This is a genomic window from Mesorhizobium sp. B2-7-1, assembly GCF_006440735.1.
Lineage (GTDB): Bacteria > Pseudomonadota > Alphaproteobacteria > Rhizobiales > Rhizobiaceae > Mesorhizobium.
In genome coordinates this window covers 81598-104953 of sequence record NZ_VFUA01000002.1, presented here as the reverse complement: position 1 = coordinate 104953, position 23356 = coordinate 81598, and the positions used below count along the sequence as shown (strand labels likewise).

24 protein-coding genes and 3 pseudogenes are annotated in these 23356 nt (G+C 62.3%); 19 read left to right on the top strand and 8 right to left on the bottom strand.

The window, feature by feature from the left end; genetic code table 11:
* Position 1 precedes the first annotated feature (1 nt).
* The 5 genes from FJ471_RS01575 to FJ471_RS01555 all read left to right on the top strand — a co-directional run bounded on the left by FJ471_RS01575 (position 2) and on the right by FJ471_RS01555 (position 4653).
* On the top strand, positions 2–1132 hold the full coding sequence (locus FJ471_RS01575; protein ID WP_140801425.1) for a glycosyltransferase: 1131 nt from the start codon (positions 2–4) through the stop codon (positions 1130–1132).
* Positions 1129–2223 carry a glycosyltransferase gene (locus FJ471_RS01570; RefSeq protein ID WP_140801424.1) on the top strand — a complete coding sequence of 365 codons (1095 nt, stop codon included), beginning with the start codon at positions 1129–1131 and terminating at the stop codon, positions 2221–2223. Before FJ471_RS01575 ends, FJ471_RS01570 begins: the two co-directional genes overlap by 4 nt.
* Positions 2220–3329 carry a glycosyltransferase gene (locus tag FJ471_RS01565; RefSeq protein ID WP_140801423.1) on the top strand — a complete coding sequence of 370 codons (1110 nt, stop codon included), beginning with the start codon at positions 2220–2222 and terminating at the stop codon, positions 3327–3329. The genes FJ471_RS01570 and FJ471_RS01565 overlap by 4 nt, the downstream gene beginning before the upstream one ends.
* 23 nt (positions 3330–3352) lie before the next feature.
* Positions 3353–4387: a UDP-glucuronic acid decarboxylase family protein gene (locus FJ471_RS01560; RefSeq protein ID WP_140801422.1), complete on the top strand. Its 1035-nt coding sequence runs from the start codon at positions 3353–3355 to the stop codon at positions 4385–4387.
* Between the two features lie 80 nt (positions 4388–4467).
* Complete coding sequence (locus FJ471_RS01555) at positions 4468–4653, top strand: hypothetical protein (protein ID WP_140801421.1); 186 nt, start codon at positions 4468–4470, stop codon at positions 4651–4653.
* An 18-nt stretch (positions 4654–4671) separates the two neighbouring features.
* Here the strand turns inward: FJ471_RS01555 and FJ471_RS01550 are convergent, their stop codons facing one another.
* The gene (locus FJ471_RS01550; RefSeq protein WP_140801420.1) at positions 4672–6405 is read right to left on the bottom strand and encodes a hypothetical protein; all 1734 of its coding nucleotides are present in this window, start codon (positions 6403–6405) and stop codon (positions 4672–4674) included.
* A gap of 174 nt (positions 6406–6579) precedes the next feature.
* Here FJ471_RS01550 and FJ471_RS01545 point away from each other — a divergent pair, with 174 nt between their 5' ends.
* From FJ471_RS01545 to FJ471_RS01495, 11 genes are all read left to right on the top strand, one after another.
* Positions 6580–7683 carry an inositol-3-phosphate synthase gene (locus FJ471_RS01545; protein WP_140801419.1) on the top strand — a complete coding sequence of 368 codons (1104 nt, stop codon included), beginning with the start codon at positions 6580–6582 and terminating at the stop codon, positions 7681–7683.
* Positions 7680–8276, top strand: a complete 597-nt coding sequence (locus tag FJ471_RS01540) for a histidine phosphatase family protein (RefSeq protein ID WP_140801418.1) — start codon at positions 7680–7682, stop codon at positions 8274–8276. The genes FJ471_RS01545 and FJ471_RS01540 overlap by 4 nt, the downstream gene beginning before the upstream one ends.
* Before the next feature lie 14 nt (positions 8277–8290).
* Entirely contained in the window at positions 8291–9391 is a 1101-nt protein-coding gene (locus FJ471_RS01535) for a glycosyltransferase (protein WP_140801417.1), read from the top strand.
* The gene (locus tag FJ471_RS01530) at positions 9391–10194 is read left to right on the top strand and encodes a sugar phosphate nucleotidyltransferase (protein WP_140801416.1); all 804 of its coding nucleotides are present in this window, start codon (positions 9391–9393) and stop codon (positions 10192–10194) included. Before FJ471_RS01535 ends, FJ471_RS01530 begins: the two co-directional genes overlap by 1 nt.
* A 2-nt stretch (positions 10195–10196) precedes the next feature.
* The gene (locus FJ471_RS01525) at positions 10197–10958 is read left to right on the top strand and encodes a TIGR04290 family methyltransferase (RefSeq protein WP_140801415.1); all 762 of its coding nucleotides are present in this window, start codon (positions 10197–10199) and stop codon (positions 10956–10958) included.
* On the top strand, positions 10951–11886 hold the full coding sequence (locus FJ471_RS01520) for a beta-xylosidase (protein WP_140801414.1): 936 nt from the start codon (positions 10951–10953) through the stop codon (positions 11884–11886). The genes FJ471_RS01525 and FJ471_RS01520 overlap by 8 nt, the downstream gene beginning before the upstream one ends.
* A gap of 18 nt (positions 11887–11904) precedes the next feature.
* The gene (locus FJ471_RS01515; RefSeq protein ID WP_140801413.1) at positions 11905–12966 is read left to right on the top strand and encodes a glycosyltransferase; all 1062 of its coding nucleotides are present in this window, start codon (positions 11905–11907) and stop codon (positions 12964–12966) included.
* Entirely contained in the window at positions 12966–13955 is a 990-nt protein-coding gene (locus FJ471_RS01510) for a GNAT family N-acetyltransferase (protein ID WP_140801412.1), read from the top strand. Before FJ471_RS01515 ends, FJ471_RS01510 begins: the two co-directional genes overlap by 1 nt.
* 50 nt (positions 13956–14005) lie before the next feature.
* Positions 14006–14866 carry a class I SAM-dependent methyltransferase gene (locus FJ471_RS01505; protein WP_140801411.1) on the top strand — a complete coding sequence of 287 codons (861 nt, stop codon included), beginning with the start codon at positions 14006–14008 and terminating at the stop codon, positions 14864–14866.
* A 59-nt stretch (positions 14867–14925) separates the two neighbouring features.
* On the top strand, positions 14926–15144 hold the full coding sequence (locus FJ471_RS01500; RefSeq protein WP_140801410.1) for a hypothetical protein: 219 nt from the start codon (positions 14926–14928) through the stop codon (positions 15142–15144).
* Between the two features lie 191 nt (positions 15145–15335).
* Positions 15336–15476 (top strand): hypothetical protein, encoded by a 141-nt coding sequence (locus FJ471_RS01495; protein WP_348643321.1) that lies wholly within the window; start codon positions 15336–15338, stop codon positions 15474–15476.
* A gap of 155 nt (positions 15477–15631) precedes the next feature.
* On the opposite strand, the gene FJ471_RS01490 is transcribed toward FJ471_RS01495, so the two are convergent.
* The 5 genes and pseudogenes from FJ471_RS01490 to FJ471_RS34665 all read right to left on the bottom strand — a co-directional run bounded on the left by FJ471_RS01490 (position 15632) and on the right by FJ471_RS34665 (position 18625).
* Positions 15632–16192 (bottom strand): sigma-70 family RNA polymerase sigma factor, encoded by a 561-nt coding sequence (locus FJ471_RS01490; protein WP_140801408.1) that lies wholly within the window; start codon positions 16190–16192, stop codon positions 15632–15634.
* Positions 16193–16912: 720 nt separating this feature from the next.
* The gene (locus tag FJ471_RS01485) at positions 16913–17257 is read right to left on the bottom strand and encodes a hypothetical protein (RefSeq protein ID WP_140801407.1); all 345 of its coding nucleotides are present in this window, start codon (positions 17255–17257) and stop codon (positions 16913–16915) included.
* Positions 17254–17502: pseudogene (locus tag FJ471_RS01480) on the bottom strand (transposase); the annotation flags it as partial. The pseudogene FJ471_RS01480 and the gene FJ471_RS01485, both read right to left, overlap by 4 nt.
* A gap of 134 nt (positions 17503–17636) precedes the next feature.
* Entirely contained in the window at positions 17637–18278 is a 642-nt protein-coding gene (locus FJ471_RS01475) for a hypothetical protein (RefSeq protein WP_224670189.1), read from the bottom strand.
* 170 nt (positions 18279–18448) lie between these two features.
* Positions 18449–18625, bottom strand: a complete 177-nt coding sequence (locus FJ471_RS34665) for a hypothetical protein (RefSeq protein WP_181179073.1) — start codon at positions 18623–18625, stop codon at positions 18449–18451.
* Positions 18626–18750: 125 nt separating this feature from the next.
* Here FJ471_RS34665 and xth point away from each other — a divergent pair, with 125 nt between their 5' ends.
* Complete coding sequence (xth, locus tag FJ471_RS01470; RefSeq protein ID WP_140801405.1) at positions 18751–19524, top strand: exodeoxyribonuclease III; 774 nt, start codon at positions 18751–18753, stop codon at positions 19522–19524.
* 105 nt (positions 19525–19629) lie between these two features.
* Here xth and FJ471_RS01465 read toward each other — a convergent pair.
* Positions 19630–19833, bottom strand: a pseudogene (locus FJ471_RS01465) (DUF2274 domain-containing protein); the annotation flags it as partial.
* A gap of 245 nt (positions 19834–20078) precedes the next feature.
* Between FJ471_RS01465 and FJ471_RS01460 the strand changes: the two are divergent.
* On the top strand, positions 20079–20318 hold the full coding sequence (locus tag FJ471_RS01460; protein WP_140801404.1) for a hypothetical protein: 240 nt from the start codon (positions 20079–20081) through the stop codon (positions 20316–20318).
* Positions 20315–20758, top strand: a complete 444-nt coding sequence (locus tag FJ471_RS01455) for a type II toxin-antitoxin system VapC family toxin (RefSeq protein WP_140801403.1) — start codon at positions 20315–20317, stop codon at positions 20756–20758. The genes FJ471_RS01460 and FJ471_RS01455 overlap by 4 nt, the downstream gene beginning before the upstream one ends.
* Before the next feature lie 290 nt (positions 20759–21048).
* Here the strand turns inward: FJ471_RS01455 and FJ471_RS35145 are convergent.
* A pseudogene (locus FJ471_RS35145) lies at positions 21049–23351 on the bottom strand (helicase-related protein); the annotation flags it as partial.
* Positions 23352–23356 lie beyond the last annotated feature (5 nt).

Sequence of the window (23356 nt, the reverse complement as noted above, 5' to 3'; positions counted from 1 at the left end):
CATGCGTTTTCTGTTCTACACCCATTCGGCGGTTTCCGACTGGAACCACGGCAACGCGCATTTCCAGCGCGGCACCATGCGCGAGCTTGTCGCGCGCGGCCATGAGGTGGTCGCGTTGGAGCCCGCCGACGGCTGGAGCCGATCGAACCTCCTCGCCGAGCAAGGCCCCTTCGCCGTCGAGCGCTTTCGCAAGGATTTTCCGGAATTGATGGCGGTCACCTACGACGCGGGTTTCCAGCACGAGTCGTGGCTCGCCAGCGCAGACGTCGTCATCGTTCATGAATGGACCGACCCTGAACTCATCGCTCGCATCGGCCGCATCCGGGGCCAGGGTGGCGATTTCACGCTACTGTTCCACGACACTCATCATCGCGCCATCTCGGCGGCGCAGGCCATCGCAGCGCTTCAACTCCATCATTATGATGGCGTGTTGGTCTTTGGCGAAGTGCTGCGGGAGAGCTACCTTCGTGCCGGCTGGGGCAAACGGGTCTTCACGTGGCATGAGGCGGCTGACGACCGGCTGTTCAAGCCGTGCCCGAAAATCGACCCCGTCTCCGACCTCGTCTGGATCGGCAATTGGGGCGACGACGAACGCAGCGCCGAGATCGACGAATTTCTGATCCAGCCGGCAAGCGCGCTTAGGCCATCGGGAACCATTCACGGCGTGCGCTATCCGCCGGATGCGCTGACGGCCCTCGCGGATGCCGGCCTGCACTATGAAGGTTGGATCGCCAATGCAGATGTGCCGAAGGCCTTCGCGCGGCATCGCGTCACCATGCACATCCCGCGCAGGCCCTACCGGGAGAGCCTGCCTGGCATTCCGACAATTCGCATCTTCGAGGCACTGGCCTGCGGGATTCCGCTTGTGTCTGCGCCATGGTCGGATGTCGAAGGGCTGTTCCGTGCCGGAACGGATTTCCTCTTCGCCCGAAACGGCGCCGAGATGCGAGGCCACCTCCGCGACGTGCTGAACGATAGTCAGCTTGCGGAAGCGCTGACCGCATCGGGGCTGGAGACCATCCTGTCGCGGCACACATGCCGGCACCGCGCCGACGAATTGTTCGCCATCCTCGCCGCATGCGGCAATCGCGACGCGGCCGAAATCAAACCCGCAACGGAGGCCGCCGCATGAAGATCGCCTTTTACGGATCGAGCCTGCTGTCGTCCTATTGGAATGGCGCGGCCACCTATTACCGGGGCCTGCTCAAGGCGCTTTCGCAGCGCGGCTATGACATCGTCTTTTATGAGCCCAACGTCTATGATCGGCAGCAGCACCGCGACATCGAGGCGCCGGACTGGTGCAGCGTCGTGGTCTACGAGCCGACCCCGCACGCGCTGATGCAAGTTGCATCGCGCGCCGCGCAGGCAGACGTCGTGGTCACGGCAAGCGGCGTCGGCTTCGAAGACGATGCGCTGCTGCAGGCAGTCCTCGACAATGCCCGCCCAGATGCGCTGACCGTCTTCTGGGATGTCGACGCGCCAGCGACCCTAAGCGAGTTGCGCAATGACGCCGAACACCCGTTACACGAGGCTCTGAAGAGGATCGGGCTGGTGCTCACTTATGGCGGCGGCGACCCGGTCGTCTGGGATTATCGTGCTCTTGGCGCAGCGGAGTGCATACCGATCTATAACGCGCTCGATCCGGAGACGCATCACCCGGTCTCCGCCAATTCGCGCTTTGCCTGTGACTTGGCGTTCCTGGGCAATCGCCTTCCCGACCGCGAGGCGCGCGTGGATGCCTTCTTCCTCGATCCAGCCCGTTCGCTTAGCGGTCAACGCTTCCTGCTTGGCGGCTCCGGTTGGGGAGACAAGCCCTTGCCGTCAAACGTGTCGTGGCTCGGCCATGTCGGCACGCGCGACCACAACGCTTTCAACGTCACGCCGAAAGCGGTGCTTAACATCAGCCGCGACAGCATGGCGACCAACGGCTTTTCGCCCGCCACCCGCGTGTTCGAGGCGGCGGGCGCGAGCGCATGCCTGATCACCGACGCCTGGCTCGGCATCGAATTGTTTCTTACCCCCGGCGAAGAGATTCTGGTCGCGCGGGACGGCGCCGATGTCGCCGAGATCATGTGCACGCTGACGCCGCAAAGGGCGAAGGCGATCGGCGCGGCAGCGCTGCGGCGCGTTCTGGCCGAGCATACCTATACGCTGAGAGCCCAGTTGGTGGATGACATCTTCAAGGCGCATTTCGAGCGCCGGGCAATGGAGGCTGCAGAATGACGAAACCGCTCGAAATCGTTTTCCTCGGCCTTTCCCTGTCTTCGTCCTGGGGCAACGGCCACGCGACAACTTTTCGGGGACTGCTCCGCGCGCTTCACGAGCTCGGCCATCGCATCACCTTCTTTGAACGCGACGTTCCCTGGTACGCGCATCACCGGGACCTGCGCGATCCCGATTTTTGCGACTTGCGCTATTACGAGACGGTCTCGGAGCTGCGCTGCAGCCATAGACAGGAGCTGCAGCGGGCTGACGCTGTGGTGATGGGCTCCTTCGTGCCGGAAGGCCGGGCAATCATCGACGATCTTGCTTCGCTGTGCACGGGACAGTTCTGCTTCTACGACATCGATACCCCGGTAACGCTTACGCGGGTTGCCGAGGACGATTGCGACTATCTTGCCCACCGGCAGATCCCCTATTTCGACGTCTATTTCTCCTTCACCGGCGGACCTACGCTGGCGCGGCTGAAGTCCGAGTTCGGCGCCCGCCGGGCGGAGGCGCTCTACTGCTCGGTGGACCCAACGCGGCATCGTCGCACCAGACAAGCCATCGAATGGGACCTTGGCTATCTTGGCACCTATAGCGCGGACCGGCAGCCCTCATTGGAAGCGCTGCTTCTGGAGCCTGCGCGCCGCTTGCCGGACCGCCGCTTCGTCGTTGCCGGCTCGCAATATCCCTGCGACATCGCCTGGCCGGACAATGTCGAGCGGATCGAGCACCTGCCGCCTTCCGAACATGCAGCTTTCTACAGCCGCCAGCGTTACACGCTGAACCTTACGCGGGCGTCGATGATCGCGGCAGGATGGTCGCCTAGCGTGCGGCTCTTCGAGGCCGCTGCTTGTGGCACGCCGATCATAAGCGACCGCTGGCCTGGGCTCGACGATTTTTTCCCGGGACCGGCGATCGAGACCGCGACCAATGCCGCAGATGTCGAGGAGATCCTCAGCGCCAAATCCGAGCGGGCTAGGCTCGACATGGCCAGACTCGCGCGCGCGTCGGTGCTTTCAAGACATACGGCCATTGCTAGGGCAGGTGAATTCGTTTCGGCGCTGACGCCGTCTGTCGACGCCCGCACGGCGATCGATCTGGACGTCGAAAGTGCAGCATAAGCGGCAGACAGGAGACCATCGAGATGCGGCGATCAAAAAGAGCTGAACATACACGGACGGCGCTTGTTGCCGGCGGTGCCGGTTTCCTCGGTTCGCATTTGTGCGAGGCGCTGCTGCGTGACGGCTATCGCGTGATCTGCGTCGACAATTTCCTCACCGGCAGAATGGAGAATATCAGCTCGCTGGTTGGTCAGGTGCGCTTTCGACTGATCAAGCAGGACGTTTGCACCCCGCTGGAACTCGGTGAACCTGTCCATCGCGTTTTCAATCTGGCCTGCGCGGCATCGCCGCCTCGCTATCAAGCCGACCCGATCCACACCACGCGCACCTGCGTCATCGGGACCCTCAATCTTTTGGAGCTGGCCGCCAGCAATGGCGCGCGCTTCCTGCAGGCATCAACCAGCGAAGTCTATGGCGATCCGGAACAGCATCCGCAGCGCGAGGACTATGTCGGCCACGTCAACTGCACCGGACCGCGGGCCTGTTACGACGAGGGCAAGCGCGGCGCCGAAACGCTCTGTTTCGATTATCTCCGAGCCGAGATGGCCGACGTTCGCGTCGCCCGCATCTTCAACACATATGGGCCCAGGATGGACCCCGCGGACGGCCGCATCGTCTCGAACCTGGTCATGCAGGCGATCGAGAAACGGCCGCTGACGATCTTCGGTGATGGCCTGCAGACCCGCTCTTTCTGCTATGTCACCGATCTGGTCGAGGGATTGCGCCGCCTGATGGATGTCGATCCCAATCCGCACCAGCCGGTCAATCTCGGCAATCCGGGAGAATTTTCGATCCTCGAGTTGGCAAAGCTGGTGCGCGAACTGACCGGCACCAGATCGCCGGTGAAATTCCTGCCTCTGCCTCAGGACGACCCCCGTCGGCGGCGTCCCGACATAGCTCGCGCGAAAGCATTGCTAGGCTGGTCTCCCAGGGTACCGCTCAGGCAGGGCCTGCTCCAGACGATCAGCTACTTTACGGAGCTCGATGAGGCGGCGATGGAGCCCATGGCGGTGATCGACAGGGCAGGTATCGGAAAGCTCCAGAACCTGCAGCTTTGAGTCACCGGCTTCTTTCCCTTGGGGCGGAACAACCAACCGAGATCGCGATTGGGCATGACAACCGCGACGGAGGAAGAGCTATGCAGCCGAAGCGACCAGTCAAGGACATCGAGCAGATGGCGGCGGTGCAAACCGCCGCTTTCCTGCGAAGAGCTTCCATCACCTATCTCGAGTGCTGCGTCAGCCTGATGATGACGCATCTGCAACGGGAAGAAGTGGCGAGCATCCTGGAGCAGGAAGCCGACATGCTGCGCAGGCTGGACTGACTCCTGCGTGCTTGGTCCTCAACAGCCCAGAAGCCGAACAATTCCGGTTTTGTAACGTTCGACTTGGCGCGTCGCACGCATCCGGTCTTCGTCGTTGGCCGATTGCCCTACAATCGTCCAGAGGCCGAGCTGAAATGCGAGATAGCCGGGCTCGAGATAGTAGACCAGGGCCCTGTTGATAGATATCGTCCGCTCGATGCGGCCGATGAGCTTCGAAAGCTCGGCGGCGGACAGGTCGTGCTCGACCCGCGCGCCGGCAATGTCCCATTCTATGCCCTGACAGCCGATAAGATCGTGCGATCGGCAATGATCGACCGCGTCCGTCTTGAGCAGGCTCCCGTCCGGGTGGACCAGAATTTCCCAAGCGTGCAGCCGTCCATCGATCTCGACCCGGCGCGTCGGACCCGGTGATGGCTGACAGGCAAACCATGCCTGCAAGGCATCCGCCGGCGTCTTGCCCAGCGCCTCCTCGCAGTTCTGCACCGACATGCGCGCGAGTTGGTCCAACGACGCGCCGCTCTCGTCCGTCTGCAGCCTGGCGGCTCGCCAGCCGAGGTAACGCCCAAGCCATTCGATCAGCAGATCCCTTGCCATCCCTACCCGGTCCAGCCTGTCGGCATCGATCCAGCGCTCGACCAGGAAACCGTGGCAGAGTCCGACCGGCTGAGCGCCAAAGCCCGCTTCGTGCAGTGCCTTGGCCGTACGCAGCTTGCGACCTCCGCTCTCGCCGAAGCCCGCGAACTTCGCCAGCCAGCGCTCACCGCTGGCCGAAGGCATGAATTTGCGCCGCTCGAATGCCGGAAATGCAGGCGGCCAATGGTCGGACGTCACTGAGATATGTTTGCGCCATTCGCCGCCGGAGATTTCGCTGAGTTCGACATCAGCCTTGCCGAGGAGGTTCGCCATCCATTGTCGAAGGCTCGGCGCGACGCATCCATCGAAGGCTGCTTCGAAGTCCGCGACATGGCATCGGCAGCGGCTCCACATCTCCTGGATGTCTGCCGAAGCGTGTGCGCCCGGCCCCCCGCGGTGACTTGGGAACAGGTGGATGCGCTCTCGGCAAATGCCTTGCTCCTCCAGCCAGGTTATAACCGCATGAAATGAGCTGCCGGAGAGGCCCGGGCCTTCATCCACGATCGCAAATCTGGCTTCTGGTTTGTCCCGCCAGTCACCAATCAGTTCGGGCGCAGCGCAGACGTGCCGGCGAAAGGGGTGTCCAATCGGCCTCACGCTCAGGGGCAGTGGTGCTCGGAGGGCGGCTGCGACCATTGCTGCCAGGCCGAGACCGATGCTGCGGATCCCGATGACACAGGTGTTTGCGTCGAGGCCGGACTGCAGCGCCGCAAGCAGATAGGTTTCCGGGTAGAGTGCGTACAGCGCGAAGCCTTCAGCCGGACCGGTGGTTATTGGGCTGCCGCAGTCGATGGCGGCAAGTTTTGCAAGCAGCGATGCATCGAGCCCTCCGCTTCGGGCAAATCCTTGTCGCCAAGATCGCAGGATTTCCCGCGACAACTCGACAAGGATTTCAGAACCCAGCTTCTGCCTCGACGACCTGCTGTCGACACCTTTGCTGTCGAATTCCGCATCGGCAAGGCCCTGCACAAGTTCAGAGGCGGTGACGAAAAGATCGACCACAGCAGCATGACGTTCGATGCCGGCAGGCAGATCGCCGATTGCTCCAGCGGCGGCCAAGACAGCCTCCCTGAGCTGCTGTGCGCTACGCGTTCGCTTGTGGTCGCCGAAGATGACCATACGGCTCCTTCCCAGCTGTCTGGCCGCCAACGCAGAGCCGCGCCTGTTTGATCCGGAATCAGGCCGGCAGTTTTTTGGAGATCGAGCAATTTTTCGCAGCGGGAAGGAACATTCGCGGCCACTCCCGGTTCGGCGCCGAGGAACTTACCTCCAACTAGAAGAGGCAGCGGTTTCGTGACATCGAAGAAAGTTCGCATCGGCATTATCGGCGTGGGCAATTGCGCATCATCCCTGGTGCAAGGTCTCTCCTATTATCGCCACGCCAACGGCAACGAGCCGATCCCCGGGCTGATGCATGCCGATCTCGGCGGCTATCACGTCGACGATATCGAGGTCGTCTGCGCCTTCGATGTTGCGAAAAACAAGGTTGGGCGCGATGTGGCCGAAGCGATCTACACCGCGCCCAACAACACCTTCCGTTTCGCCGACGTCGCGCCGACCGGCGTCAGTGTGGAGCGCGGCCCGACACTCGACGGCATCGGCAAATACCTTCGGGGTGAGATCGAAGAATCGAATGAACCGATCGCAGATGTAATCGCGCGGCTCCGCGAAAGCGGAGCCGAGGTTCTGATATCCTATCTTCCCGTCGGCTCCGAACAGGCCACGCGATTCTATGCCGAATGTGCGCTCGAAGCCGGCTGCGCCTTCGTCAATTGCATCCCTGTCTTCATCGCTTCGAGGCCGGAATGGCGCCAACGCTTTGAGGAACGCGGCCTTCCCCTGGTCGGCGACGACATCAAGAGCCAGGTCGGCGCAACTATCGTGCACCGGCTGCTAGCCAATCTCTTCCGCGAGCGCGGCGTGCGCATCGATCGCACCTATCAGCTCAACTTCGGCGGCAACACCGACTTTCTCAACATGCTCGAGCGCGAGCGGCTGGAATCGAAGAAGATTTCCAAGACGCAGTCCGTCACCAGCCAGATCGACGTCCCGCTTGAGGCCGGCAACATCCATGTCGGACCCAGCGACCATGTCCCGTGGCTGACCGATCGCAAATGGGCCTATATTCGGGTCGAAGGCACCACCTTCGGCGGTGTGCCGCTCAATGCCGAGCTCAAGCTGGAGGTTTGGGACTCGCCCAACTCAGCAGGCGTCGTCATCGACGCCGTCCGCTGCGCCAAGCTTGCCCTCGACCGCGGCATTGCTGGCGCGCTTACAGGACCCAGCAGCTATTTCATGAAGTCGCCGCCGGAGCAGTTCACCGACGCAGAAGCACGTCTGCGGACGCTCGCCTTCATCGCCGGCAATGACGAGCCGATGCTGGACGCCGCCGAATGACTACGACGTTTTTTCTGATTCGCCACGCGGCGCATGATCATGTCGGGTCGCACTTGGCCGGGCGGCTTGAAGGCGTTCGCCTCGGCGAAGCTGGCCAAGCTCAGGCGCTGCATCTCGCGCGACGGATGGCGCGAGAGCCGCTCGCGGCGATCTTGAGCAGCCCACGCGAGCGCACACTGGAAACAGCGAAGCCGATCGCCATCGCTTGTCAGATTGAGAAGTTCGCGATCTGCAGAGAACTCGACGAGATCGACTTCGGCGAGTGGTCGGGCAAGACCTTCGAAGAACTGAACGGCGATGCAAGCTGGCGGCTTTGGAACGAGCAGCGCCAGAGCGCCCGCACTCCGAGCGGCGAGACCATGCTGGATGTCCAGCAAAGGATGATCGGCCTGATGGACGCGCTGCGCGAAAATGGACAGGGTCAGTGCATCGCGCTTGTCAGCCATGCCGATGTGATCAAGGCGGCTGTCTGCGCGATCCTCGGTCTGCAGCTCGGCGATTGCTTCCGCTTCGACATCGCGCCGGCCTCCATCACAACGGTCGTCCACGGCGACTGGGGCTCCAAGCTGATCCGTTTGAATGAAATCGCCTGACGGAGCGGTAACCGATGCGCATGGTCATTTTCGGCCTCACCGTCACATCCTCGTGGGGTAACGGGCACGCCACGCTCTGGCGCGGACTGATTGGGGCGCTGGCGCGGCTTGGCTGGTCGATCAGCTTTTTCGAGCGCGATACGCCCTACTACGCCGGTGCCAGGGACATCGACCGGCTGAGCGGCGGCGATATCGTTCTCTACCAGGATTGGGAGTCCATCCGCCAAGGCGCCGAGGCCGCGATATGGGAAGCCGAGGTCGTCATCGTCACCTCCTATTGTCCGGACGCCGTGGAGGCCTCGCGCCTAGCCAACGAAAGCTGTCGCGGCCTGAAGGTGTTTTACGACCTCGATACACCCGTGACGCTGGCGAGCATCGAGCGAGGTGATTACCCGGCCTATTTCGAGCCGAAGGGCCTGCGCGATTTCGATCTGGTCCTGAGTTATACCGGAGGGCCGGTGATCGACACACTGAAGACCATTCTTGGCGCACATTATGTCCTGCCGCTTTACGGCCATGTCGACCCCAACCGACACCGGCCGGCGCAGTCCAGGCCCGAGTTCGCATGCGATCTGTCCTATCTCGGGACCTATGCCGCGGACCGGCAGGCGGGGGTGGAAAGACTGCTCGTCGCTCCAGCGGCCCGACTGCCGAACCGCCGTTTCGTCATAGGCGGGGCGCAGTACCCGCAGGACTTCCCCTGGAGCAGCAACATCTATTTCGTCAGGCACCTGCCGCCCGCCGACCACCCGGCCTTCTTTTCCTCCTCGCGCCTGACGCTGAATGTCACCCGCGAGGCGATGGCGCGACAGGGCTGGTGCCCGTCAGGCCGTCTCTTCGAGGCGGCCGCTTGCGGCACCGCGATCATCTCGGACGACTGGGCCGGCCTCGACAGCTTCTTCACGCCTGGCAGCGAGATTCTGTTGGCGGACAGTACAGGCGATGTCGTTGCCGCGCTCGGCCTGTCGGACAGTGAGATTGCCACGCTCGGCCGCCGCGCCCAGGAGCGCGTCCTCGACGAGCACACATCCGCGCATCGCGCTGCCGAATTGGACCGTATCCTGAACGACGCTTTTTCGTCCATGGCGAGTGGCACAATGGAGGAAGTTGTCTGATGTTGGGCATCGTGCCTGCCGCCGGTCGCGGCAGCCGCATTCAGCCGTTGGGTTTCTCCAAGGAGCTGCTGCCGGTCGGCAGCCGGCTGGATGGCCAGATCGAGCGCCCATGCGCGGTGAGCGAGTATCTGGTGCGACGGATGGTCTGCAACGGCGTTGATCGCATCTGCTTCATCATCGGTTCCGGCAAGTCGGATATCCTCGAATATTACGCCGGCGGCTATGACGACGCCGCGGCCATCTTCGTAGCGCAGCCTTCTCCGGTTGGGCTTTGCGACGCGATCTTCCGCGCGGCACCGCTTGTCACGCCTGAAGAAACGGTCCTGGTCGGCCTTCCGGACACGATCTGGTTTCCAGAAGACGGCTTCTGCCGCCTGGCCGACGACCGGCTGTCCTTCCTGATGTTTCCGGTCGATCGCCCGGAATTGTTCGACGCTGTCGTCCTCGATGGAAACGGGCGGATCGAGCAAATCCAAGTCAAGCAAGCTGACGCCGCGACGAACTGGGTCTGGGGGGCCTTCAAGATGCCGGGCCGTATCTTCCATGAGCTTGCCGCCCTTTGGCGCCAGCGCGACGGTTTTGACGAGTATTTCGGAACTCTGGTCAACGCATATCTTGCGGCGGGAGGCGAGGCTTACGGCGTCAAGGCCGGGACCGCCTATGTCGATGTCGGTACTTTCAACGGCTATCGCACAGCGCTCAGGCTGCTCGAGCGCAACGATGCGGTTGAAGATGGGACGTTGCCGATGGTCGCCGCGCAGGACTGCTCGCCAGCGCCAACCGTTCCAGGCGAAGGAGCTTAGCCATGCTGCGTTCCAGCACGGAAATACGTCGGCGCATCGACGCATTGGGGCCGTGGTTCCACAACATGGAACTGGCGGGCGTGGAGACCGCCCCCGATCATTTCCTCGGCAACTACCCGCTGATCAAATGGCGCAAATTCGCGGATGCCATTCCGTCTGATCTTTCGGGTAAATCGGTGCTCGATATCGGCTGCAACGCCGGCTTCTACTCGATCGAAATGAAGAAGCGCGGCGCCGATCGGGTGCTCGGCGTCGACTTCGACCAGGCCTATCTTGCCCAGGCCCGTTTCGCCGCCGAGATCGCGGACTGCGACATCGAGTTCAGGGAACTGTCGGTCTATGACGTCGCCTCGCTAGGCGAGCGGTTCGACATCGTGCTGTTCATGGGCGTGCTCTACCACCTGCGCCACCCCCTCCTGGCGCTCGACCTGATCCGCGCGCATGTCGCGGACGACCTGATGATCTTCCAGTCGATGCAGCGCGGCAGCGGCGACGTGCTGGCGCTCGAACAGAACTACCATTTCTGGACGCGCGACCTGTTCGACCAGCCCGAATTTCCGAAGCTGCATTTCATCGAGCATCGCTACGCCGATGACCCCACCAATTGGTGGATTCCGAACCGCGCCTGCACCGAGGCGATGCTGCGCAGCGCCGGTTTCGAGATTCTGCTTCACCCTGAAGACGAGATCTATTTCTGCCGCGCGTCCGGCGAACCGATCGGCACCGCCGCCGTCTATCCTTCGAAAGGAGAGACCCATGATTGAAGCCGCCATGATCTGGAACGAGCCCAACAACAAATCGCACTGGGATCCGGAGCTCGACCCGGACTGGCGCCGGTTTGCCACGATGGCGACGCTGGCGGCTGACGCAATCGGCCGAGAAAATCCTGCCATTACAAAGGTGCTGGGCGGCATTTCGCCGATCGATGCCGGCTTCATGACGCGCATGAAGGAGTTCGGCGTGCTCGACCATGTCGACGCCGTCGCCGTGCATGGCTTTCCGCTCGACTGGAACCTCTGGCAAATCCACGAGTGGCCTCACAAGCTCGGAGAGATCGCGACGGTCGCCGACATTCCGGTGTGGGTCAGCGAAGTCGGTGTGTCGACCTTCGGCGCCGAGGAGGTGCAAGTCTGGGGCTTGCGCCGGACGGCGAAGCTTTTGTTGGGACTTGCGCCGCGCGTGCAGTGGTACAGCCTCTATGATCTGCCGCGTTCCTGGGAGGCGACGACACGCCATCGCGAAGCGGAAGGTTCGTCCTATTACAGGCATTTCTACATGGGCCTGCTGCGCGAGGACGGCACGCCCAAGCCTGCGCTCGAGGAGTTCGTGCGCCACACTCCCCAAATGGGCCTGGTGCAATGGTTCCACTATGAGGACCATCGGCTGGACGACGCTGTTGCCTGGATGCAGCGTCTGGGCGTCACCCACCTGCGCACCGGGTTGTCCTGGGCCGACAGTTTTCGGCCGAATGCGCTGGACTGGTTCGATCGCCAGATGGAAGCGCTCGCTGATTTCAACGTCACGGTCACCTTCTGCTTCACGCCGGAGCATCGCGGTCTGCAGCCTCATCACACCAGTCCGCCCCAGGTCCCTGAGGAATTCGCCGAGTTCTGCGCGGCGATGATCCGCCGCTACGCTCCCGCGATCGGCGAGGACATGGCACCAAGGCAGCGCGTGTCGGCGGCATGGTGAGGGCGGGCGCGATCAGCGATGACACTGACTGTCCTCAACGTCGCCTACCCCCTCGCCCCCGTCGGGCCTGACGCGGTCGGCGGCGCCGAGCAGGTCCTCTCGGCGTTGGATCGTGCGCTGGTGCGACAGGGCCATCGTTCCATCGTCGTGGCATGCCAGGGGTCGCAGACGGCCGGAACCCTGGTCGAAACACCCACCGAAGCGGGTGTGCTTGATGAGGAGGCGAAGGATCGTGCCCATCAAGTGCATCGCAATGCGATCGCAGCCGCCCGCGCCCGCTGGCCGATCGATGTCGTGCATCTCCACGGCATCGACTTCGATGCCTATCTGCCCTGCGACGGCCCAACGCTGGTGACGTTGCACCTGCCGCTTGACTGGTATCCGTCCGAGGTGCTTGCGCCATCACGTGAGGACCTGTGGCTGCACGCGGTCTCGCCGGCGCAGCACAGCACAGCGCCGGCGGGATCGAGACTAGCGCCACCCATTCCGAACGGCGTCGATATCGAGGCGCTGCATGAGCCACGATCGCGACGCAATTTCGCGCTGATCCTCAGCCGCATCTGCCCTGAAAAAGGCATCCATCTCGCGCAGGAAGCAGCAAGGCGAGCCAGCGTTCCCCTGGCAATCGCTGGCAAGGTCTATCGCTACGAGACCCATCTGCGTTACTTTGCCGACGAGGTCTGTCCCCGTCTCGATCGGCAGCGGCGCTTTCTTGGACCGCTCGGCTTTCTGGCGAAGCGGCGGCTGCTCAACGCCGCCCGCTGCCTGATCATTCCCAGCCTTGCCGCCGAAACAAGCTCACTTGTGGCGATGGAGGCGCTCGCCTGCGGCACACCTGTCGTCGCGTTTCCGAACGGCGCGCTTCTCGATGTCGTCCAACCCGGCAGGACCGGGTTCCTGGTCAACGACGTCGAAGAGATGGCGGCAGCCATCGTAGATTCCGGAGCCCTGGACCATGAGGCATGCCGGGCCGAGGCGCGTCGCCGCTTCTCCCTGGAAGGCATGATCACATCCTATATGAATGCCTATGAAGCGCTGGCCAAGCTTGGCGCCGCTCGCGCGTTGCTGGGAACCGCCTGATGGGCGGTCTGCGCACCGAGATCATTCACGATCCGGAAGCATTTGAAGAGCTGGAGCCGTGTTGGTGGCGGCTCTGGTCGCGAAGTGTCTCGGCGACGCCGTTCCAGTCTCCTGCCTGGCTCATTCCGTGGTGGCGGACATTCGCGCCAGGCAATCTCGCGATGATTGCCGTGTGGACCGGAGACGATCTCGCAGGCCTGGCGCCGCTCTATATCGAAAGGCATGAGAGCGGCTTGCGCCTGCTGCCCATCGGCATCTCATTGAGCGACTATCTCGACGTTCTGTGTGCGCCGGCCTTGAAGGTGCAGGCCGGCGCCGCTATCGCCGAAGCTGCTCTGTCGCTGGAATGGTCGCAGTGGATCCTGCCCGACCTCTCGGCCGATGCCGTGTCGCTGAGCCTTGAGCTCCGGGATGCCGAAGAGCACCGGTCTATGGCGCACGCCTGTCCCGTGCTCATGCTCGACGGCGATCCAACTCTCGCCCGCTCGGTTCCACCAAGACGAAGACGTCAGTTGCGCCGCGCCGAGCGAGCTGCCCAACGAAGAGGACCCGTTGTTATCAGCCGCGGCGAGTCCGATCCGCAGAGATTTCTCGATAGGCTGATGCGGCTGCATGGCGCGCGCTGGGCTGGCGATGGCGGGGGCGTGCTGTCCGATATGGCCGTGGAATTTCATCGCAGGGCCCTGCCGCGGCTTGCCGACAACGGCCTGGCGCGATGCTTAACGATCCAGATCGGCGACGCCGTGGTCGGCGCCTATTATGGATTTCATCACCGCGACCGAGCCTATGCCTATCTCGGTGGTTTCGACCCGGCTTATGCAGACGAAAGCCCCGGCGCGATCCTGATCGGCCATGCCATCACCGAGGCCGCGAACGAAGGCGCGCGCGAGTTCGATTTTCTGCGCGGCCGGGAAGGCTACAAATATGGCTGGGGCGCCATCGATCGCTGGACAGCGCAGAAGGTCTGGACCCGGAGCACAGCACCGTGACCGCCTCGGGGCGAACCAGGGCCGTTGCCAGCCGCCTCCTCGAGGACTGCATGGCCGACGACCTCTCCGTCGACAACGCGGTAGCCAGGTTGGCCGTCAATGTCGATCAGGCGACCAGCCCGATGCAACTCGCGGATATCGCACTGGACATGCGCTCTGGTCGAATCTCCCGGCGATGCTGGTTGGAAGACATCGCGACGACCCTTCGTGGTAAGGCCGCCGCCTTCGACGAGGTCCGCAGAGCGGCTGCCTGCGTGTCGCATGACCGTGCCGACGGTGAAACGGACGCCATGACCGTCGAGCGGCTGGCCGGCGGCTTCGATCGGGCGGTAGCCATCTCCCCAGCGGCCAGCGTGCAATTGTCGTCGTTGGGCGACGAGGACAGGCTTTCGGCCACAACCGGAGAGGTTGCATTGTGGCTGGAACGTCAGGGCTTGCTCGGCGCCCACAAACACATATTGGATATCGGCTGCGGTATCGGCCGCCTCGAATATGTGCTCGGCGCCATGGCAGGACATGTCGTTGGCATCGATATCTCGCCCGGGATGATCGACATCGCGCGCCGGCGGTGCGCCGGCCTTGCAAATGTGGAATTTCATCTGACCTTGGGCCTTGACCTCGGTGATTTTGCCGATGCGAGCTTCGACTGCGTGCTGGCCATGGACAGTTTTCCCTACCTGGTGCTTGCCGGGGTTGCTGAGCGGCATTTCGGCGAGATTGCGCGCGTGCTGCGGCAAGGAGGAATGGCGGCGATACTCAACTATTCCTACCGGACTTCGCCGGACGCCGATTCCGCAGATACTAACCGTCTTGCCCGTGCATTTGGCATGGATGTCCTGGTCGACGGCGAAATGCCTTTCGGCAGTTGGGACGGCACGGTCTTCGTTGTCCGTCGGAGCGGCGGAACATAACGCGCGAGCGGCAGTTCGGTCGCCGAAGAGTTTCACGCAGGCAGACCAGGAGAAGAACAATGGCGACCGGCGGCAAGAAGCACATCGGCCGCGGCAGTCAGGGCAAGGGTTCCGGAACCGGAGCGAAGACAACGCTTGAAAAAGATATGGTTGGCGAGAACGATGTCCTGTCGAACCGGGACAAGAAGCAGCATACCGAGCAACGCGGTCTGGACGGCAACCGGATCAAGTTCGATCAGTATCAGGACCACGCGGCGAACCGCCTTACCAAGGACTGAGCTGATGCTCCGAGATCATCCGTTGCCACGAAATCCGCTGACAACGGATGGGAAATCCCACGGTCTGCGGCACGCGCTTCGCAAACGCGGACCGGGTATGCCTCAGTGAGATTGATGGGGCCTCTGTTTGTTAAGAGAATGCGATGTCTCGCACGAGAGAGAGCGGTCTTTGCGCCCAAGCGAACCAGGGCTTGGACCGGGAGATCGCATCGTTGCTGGCCGCTATCGAGCGGGAGAAGGTCCCTGACCGTCTCATCAACCTTGCACGCGAATTGCAAACCGCGCTGACTGAAAAGCGCAGAGCCGATGCGGCAGGAGCAGAGCGGTCGTGAACCACTAAATAGCCTACTTTACGCACTTAAAGCAGGTCGCGTGAAAAAGGATTCATGCGGCCTGCTTTATGTCTTTGATTTTAAGCATATCTTTATCCCGAACCTGGCCGACTCCCGGGAGACATGCTGTAAAACTCGACCGCCACGCACCTGCGTTAGCGCGTGCCGCTTTCCGTATCCCAATGATTGTCGGACAGCTGGCGGCGCCGCTCGATCAGCGCCTTAGGCGAGTTCTCCCCAAGAAACCCCAGAACGCTGGCACGTGCGCGGTTGAGGCGGCTTTTGACCGTGCCGACGGCGCAGCCGCATATCTCGGCGGTTTCGTCGTAGCTGACGCCCAGCACGCCGATCAGCATCAGCACCTCGCGCTGTTGCGAAGGTAGTTTCTGGATGGCGTGATGCACTTCCCTGGTTTGAACAGACCAATCTTGCGAGGGTTCCGAAATCGGCCGGCTGGAGGCGCAGTCAAGCAGCCCGGGCGCCTCCCTGGCCGCTGCTTTGACACGCGTGTAGTACGTGTTGCGCATGATGGTGAAGAGCCAGGACTTCAGGCGCGTACCCGGCTCGAACTTGTCCAGATTGGCAAGCCCCTTGGTCAGCGTTTCCTGCACAAGGTCGTCGGCATCGTCAGGCGCGCGACAGAAGGTCCGCGCAAAAGCCCGCAAGGCGGGAATGAGATCGACGATTGAAATCTGGTCGGTGCCGGGGTTCGGCAAATTATTTTCTCTGGATGACAATGTTCCGGCCCCAGGAAGGAGGAGTGGACTAGGGTGCAGACTGAGAATGTCTGAGAAATAGGAACGTTCCTGTTTCCATCGCTCGACCGAAACTTTTTGCGAGGCGGCGGCGCCATTCAGTGGGTTTCGATTCTCGGCTCCTCGAGATACCAGGACACGGAAATGATCACGATGTCCGATCCGCCGAACGAGAGCGGTTTGGCGTGCCGTCGGCGGGCGCGATGCGTATGCAGGACGTCGGCAAAGCTTTGCCCGTTTGTCGCAACTTCGAACACACACCGTGGCATTCAGCCATTGTAAGGCGCACCGAAGGTTACCGCATTCAAAATTGAGTGGTCGCGGCATGCTGGGGAACAAGGCTCGCGACAGAGCTGATCCCTCGCGCAACAATAGTTGGACATTGGCCTCATCTGCCAGGCGCTCGGCTTCCGATTGCGATAGCCCAATGAGCGGCCTGTTATTCACTTCTGCCGGGAGATCAGTTGATCGGTCGAAGACCAGCCATTCGTCGGTCGGATCCATGATAGCAACAAACCTCATCCCGTGCTCCCCTGACGTTAGGGCGTCCTAATATTTGGCGCGCCGGGATGTTCCAAACAGGAAGACGAGAATCGCTTTGCGATCGCTGCCTCACGCGAGTTCGGGGTCCCCGCTACTGCGCCTGCGGAACGTTGCGGAGAAGCGTTCCAGGTTCGACCTCTAGGAGGCTGTTGAAGAAGCCTGACGCATAGCCTTGAGGATGGCCTCGTCGCCGTTGTGGTAGGCGAATGTGATCTCGATCGAGCCGTCGTCGAGCAATTCGGCATGGCCATCGCCTGTGACTTCATCCATCTCGTCACATCCACTCCATGTGAAGTGAGCTATCGAGGGGCAGTAGCTCAAATCGAGGCCGGCTTGCAGGGCGCCAAAGGCGATCTCGACTTTGTTGTCGGGTCCGATGGTGATGGTTGCGGGTCCACCGAGGTTGAGGTAACCGCGATCCCACAGATCGGCTTCGATGATCCGCCAGCGGCCGATCAGTTGGCAGCCTGCGGGCGCGGTCATTCCGGGGCCGCTATGAGCTTGGGCAGCCGCACCAGATTGTAAGCGGCGGCCGCGAAGGTGAAGGCCCACCCGACGCGGTCGCGGCCGCGCAATTTGGTCTTCTCCTGCCCGGCGACCGTCTTGATCCATCCAAACGCCTCCTCAATGCGCTTGCGGATGCGCTGGCTGACGGCATAGCCGCTATGCCGCGTGGTGCGCCCATCGATCGACGAACGACGGGCGTTCGTGTTCTGCGCCATATGCGGCGTCGCTACGGGAGGCCGGACTGGTCACCTTCCGGGAAAATATCGTTCATATTCCCGATGTCGTACGCCTCAAAGCATATGCAGACTTCACCCCGAATTATCTCCATCTGTAGCTCGGCCGTCACTCGTGACGTTCAATGCGAACAGTGACCGAGAGGAGCAATTGGCCCTCCTCGTCCGAGACTTCCATTCTCCATTCTTCGATGGGGCCAAGCGAAAATTCCCGCAGCCGCACGACCGCTCTTTTGGGCACGTTTGAGGGCGGCCTTGACGGCCGCCCGGCGCCTATTCTCGGCAGCTCTCGCCGCGTCTTCTTCCCGCCAGCCGGTGACCAGGTCACGATCGAGCACATCTTCGATGTGGCGCGGGTCGAACACATGAAAGGTGATCTTGCGAGCGCGGCCGCGAAGTTTGACCGTTCTGGTTCCGGCGCTCTGCAAGCGACCGTCCCTCAGCCAGCGGTGCCGCTCGCCGGAGGAGATCGCCAGGATGTCCTCGACTTCGCGAGGGATCACCGGCAGGTCCTCGATGTCGCGCATAGCTTTGGACACGATCGCCGATGCCGCATCAACATCGACATCCGAGCCCTCCGGCAGGCGCAATGTAAGCACGCGGGACTCGATGCGGAGCAGATCTCTTAAGTCACACGCCAGGCGGGCGCGCATTTCGAGGAAGATGTCCCTGGCTCTCACAGACGATCCGCGTGTCGCAGCCGGGGAAAGAGGCCACTCCGCGACCAGCTTGGTGGTCGGGTCGATCTTTCGGCGGGCGGGCATCCCTTTAAATAGATCTCCGATAGAGTTCGCTTCAACACGAAAAGCCGCACAATCCGTGCTTGGCCTCATTCGAAGCCATCCGTCCAACAGCGTCAATGCACCTCCCGGTCCCGCAGATTGACGTGCAATGGACGCTCCCGAAAACACATGTCACAGCCTCTGCGAACGGACTATTCGGTGCCCGGCTCAATGCCGACCGTGTCGCCGTCGCCATGCACGGCGTCGCGATCCCAGTCGTTGGTCTTGCCGGGCGTTTTCGCGGCCGCTTCCTGCTTTTCTCGATCTGTGTCTTTCCGGGGTTGGCGCTCCTGGTTTTCAGTGGATTTCGATTTGTCGCCGCTGGCCATGCAAGCCTCCATGAGTTGACACCAATTTTCAACCGTCGGTCGGACGAACAGTTCCACGAAGAAGTTGAACCCACATCTGCTTCTCGCGTTGCAAGTCCAGGCGAAGCCACGCAGGGAGATCAGCAATGCCCAGGATCGCGACCTTTAACGTCAATGGGGTCAACGGCCGCCTGCCTGTGCTCCTGAAGTGGCTCGGCGAGACGAGTTATGACGTAATCTGCCTTCAGGAGCTGAAAACATCCGACGACAAATTTCCGATCGAAGCCATCCGAGACGCCGGTTATGGCGCTGTCTGGCACGGCCAGAAATCCTACAACGGCGTGGCTATTCTGGCGCGTGGGAGGGATCCGGTCGAGCGCCGCCGCGGCTTGCCGGGCGATCCCGATGACACGCACAGCCGCTATCTGGAGGCGGAGGTCGACAAGCTGGTCGTCGGCTGCATCTATCTACCCAATGGAAATCCGGCGCCAGGTCCCAGGTTCGACTACAAGTTACGTTGGCTCGAACGTCTGATTGAGTACAGCGGATCGCTATTACCAGAGCGCACCGTCCTTTGTGGCGACTACAATGTCGTTCCAACCGAAATCGACGCCGTAGTTCCGAGGCGCTGGGTGGGCGATGCCGTCTTCTTCCCGGAAAGCAGGGAAGCTTACGCACGCATGTTGGGCATTGGGTGGGTGGATGCGACGCGCCGGGTCCACCCCGGCAAAGGCATCTACACCTATTGGAACTTCTCCTATCGCGGCGGCTACGACCGAAGCTCAGGTCTACGGATGGATCATCTGCTCGTAAGCCCGTCGCTGGCGGAGACCGTTCGAGCTGCCGATGTCGATGTCGAGACCCGTGGATGGGAAAAACCGAGCGATCATGCACCCGCCTGGATCGACCTAGGCGGATAGGACCGACAAAGCGCGACCGGAGCAGGGACGACCAAGCCATCGCGACGCAGGCAGAGCAGGCATCGCCCGCGCACTTGTTGACACGCACGTTCCGAGGCAACTCAACTAAGACTTCGGCACCCTTTTCGCCGCCGCGAAGCCGCGATCCGATGCAATGAACCGCTCAAGCATCGGCACGATCAAACGCAGGGGATCGGTTCGCAGCTTCCCGGTGTCGAGTCCAAGGATCTCCGCATACCTGACCAGGTCGCGATGGAGTGGCGCCGGTAGCTCGACTGTGACTTTAACTGGCTTATCGTCGGCGACTGGACGAGCGGGGCTTCTTCAGCCCTGCGCAGGATGACGGGCCGGGATCGCGACGGGCGCGATTGAGCGCCAGCGTCGGCGCACCACCCGGTCTGCGAACGGTCCTTCTTTCTTTTCCCCTCCCCTTTTTTCTCTCCTCAAATCCGAACAGACTGCGAGTTTGGCGAGCTGCACCGCGATCGGCGGAAATCTTGATCAGGAGGCCATCGATTGCTATCTTTGTGCTCAATGAGAGCATGGAGGGCCCCATGGCCGGGAATCTGCACGTCCGTAATCTGGACGACGACTTAATCGCCAAGCTCAAGAGGCGGGCCGCCCGACATGGGCGCTCGGCTGAAGCCGAACATCGCGAGATTCTGAGACAGGTTTTGGAAACGGAGGTCGAACCCTCGTTCGATGAACTGGCGGCCCAGTTGCGGCAGCTCACTGGGCGGCGCAAGCAGACGCCCGCCGAGGTCCTGCTGCGCGAAGGACGTGACGAGCGGTGACGGAAACGCTCGTCATCGATGCCAGCATCGCCGTCAAATGGGTGGTGGAAGAAGACGGCACGCCTCTCGCGCTTGGCTTGCGGCAAAGGCATCGTTTGGCGGCGCCGGAGCTTCTGACGGTCGAGTGCGCCAACATTTTATGGAAGAAGATTCAGCGCGGCGAACTCAGCCGCGAGGAGGCGAAGCTCGCAGCGAATTTGCTCGAGCGCAGCGATATCGAATTGTTCGGTATGCGCGGGTTGCTCGCCAAGGCGACCGAACTGGCGACGGATATTGGCCATCCGGCCTACGATTGCATGTACATCTGTCTGGCGATGAGCAGGAATTGGCGCTTCGTGACCGCTGATGAGCGGCTGACGAGGGTGCTCAATCAGAAGGCGCCTCCCGCGATAGCTAATCTCTGCGTTACCCTGGAGCAGTTTTCGTCCGGCTCGCACTAAAGCAGCGAAAGCTGCGGTGGAGCGGCGTCGAATGCGCGAGAGATTACCATGTCGAGACAGGGCGTCCCGATTTGTCGGCCGGTGATTTCGCCGCCGATACGAGGTGGCGCGATCAAATGAAAACGCGATAACGCGTTCGCGCGCCGACCGTTCGAGGAGTTTATGACGGAGCGCTGTGCGCGGTTTTGCAGAACGCGCCCGGAGCTTTCGGCCCGGCTTGGGCTGATCGACGACGAACGCGACTCGGTTAATCTAGGCGCCGGCTGCTCGCGTCCCCTCTGGCCATGCACCTCAATGTCACGCGCCAGGGATTTGTCGGTTTCGGCAAGCTGTCGGCGCTTGTCGGCGAGCTCGTCCGAGAAAGCGAATGTGACACCGTCGCGTGACCGATAGGTCGCCAAGCGCTTCTGCGCGTAGCAGAGGCGATGACGATAGCATCCCTGTTCATCCTCGAAGGCATCGAGGATATGTTCCAACCGGGCAATCGCGCCCGGTGGCGTGGTGGTGACGGGCAGCTCGATTTCCGTCCCGGATCCAGTACGCACCAGCATGGTGGCGTAGCGATACCCGTCCTGGCCGAAGTGCTCTCCGGAGTATTCGACTTCGAATCCGCCGATCGTGGCGATGGCGCGGGCGCCAACGTGCTGGAGCTGCACCAGGGCGAGGATCTCGGTCATCAGCGCGCGGCGGCGATTTTGCGCTCCGTGAATATCCGGTCGCCAACGCGCATGCCGAAGGCCTCGCCCGTCGTCGGAACCAGCCGCGCCAGGTCCTGGCCGATCTCGGCAATCCGGCGTGTCGAGTATTCGATGTCGCGCTCGGCATCACGGAGCTGCCGGCGAATGGCGAACTGGTCGTCCTGATGCGCGGACCGCAGCCGCTCGAGCCGCGCGATGTCAGCTTCGAGGCCCGCCTTCTGCATCAGGCGCGGATCGCCGGACGCGATGGCCTTAGCCGTGGCAAACTGGTTGGCCTGGCCTTCGCCGAGGTCGTCGAGGCGGCGCACCGAGGTGTCGCCCGATAGCGCCGCAGCGATGAACCGGGCCTTGCGCTCGTTGTTCTTCCACATCTGGGCGTCCATCGAGCCTTCGGTGGCGTAGGCGAAAATGTCGACGACGTCGTGCTGGTTCCCCTGCCGCAGGATGCGGCCCTCGCGCTGCTCGATCTGCGACGGGAGCCACGGAAGGTCGAGATGATGCAGCGCCTTGAGCCGGAGTTGGGCGTTGACGCCGGCGCCCATCGTGTCGGACGAGCCAATGAGGAAGCGGACCTTGCCGGCACGCACGTCGCCGAAGAGGCGCTGCTTGGCCTCGGACTTCTTGAAATCCTGCAGGAAGGCGATCTCGGCCGCCGGCACGCCCGTGCCCACCAATTCATCGCGGATCCAGCGATAGGCGGAGAACCCACGTGTCGTCTCGACGTTGATGGTGCCGAGATCGCTGAAGATCATCTGCGCGGCGCCGGTGCGCTCGAACGGCTTGCCGTCCGGCCGGACGTAGGCGCTGTCGGCCGTCTCCTTCCAGATACAGTAGGCATTGGCGACAAGGTCGTTGAGCTTGTTGTCCGGCTCATCGTCATTGTCGGGATGGACCAGACGCAGGTCGATCGCCGCATGGCGGCCATCGGTGATGACCGAGAGCAGGATATCGTCGCCGGGCTCAGGCGGGCGTTCGCGCTATTCGATTGCCTTGATGCGGGCATCGAGGAGAACCTGATAGCGCTTGAATGCGGCCGAGGGCTTGGACGTCCTGATCTGGCGCGTGTCCGTCGAGAGCATCGGCACCTTGACATAGTCGCGCAGGTCCTCGGGCATGACCACGTCCGCGAAGGAGCGGAACATGGCGATCAGCTCCGGGACGTTGACGAAAGTGGCGAAGCGGGTGACCGGCTTGTATTTGCCGTTGGGCTGCAACTCGAGCTCGGTGGTGACATCGCCGAATGTCGAAGCCCAGTCGTCGAACTCGTGCAGGCCGCGCTCGGTCAGGGCCGCGTAGCCGGGGTAGCGCTGGACCGAGAACATCTCGCCCAGCGTGTTGGTGATCGGTGTGCCGGAGGCCAGCACGAGCGCCCGGCCCGGATTCCTTGTCTCGATGAAGCGGGATTTCACATAGAGGTCCCAGGCGCACTGCGAGCCATTCGGATCGATCCCCTTCAGCGTCGACATGTTGGTGGCGAAGGAGAGCTTCCTGAACTCCTGCGCCTCGTCGACGATGATCTGATCGACGCCGATCTCGGAGATGGTGAGCAGGTCGTCCTTGCGGGTGGCAAGGGCCTCCAGACGTTCCTTGAGGCCCTCCTTCAGCCGCTCGAGGCGCTTGCGCGAGACGCGATCGCCGTTCTCGACCTTGGTGAGCAGGACCTCATAGAGCGCGAGCTCGCCCTCAATCATCTGCTGTTCGAATGCGGACGCAACGCTGATGAAGCGGAAGGCGGAGTGGGTGATGATGATGGCGTCCCAGCTGGCCGTGGCCGCGCGGCTGAGGAAGCGATGCCGCCTGTCCTTGATGAAATTGGTCTCGTCGGCGACGAGGATGCGCGCCGTCGGATAAAGCGCCAGGAATTCTCGCGCGGCCTTGCGATGAATGAGCAGCATTCCGG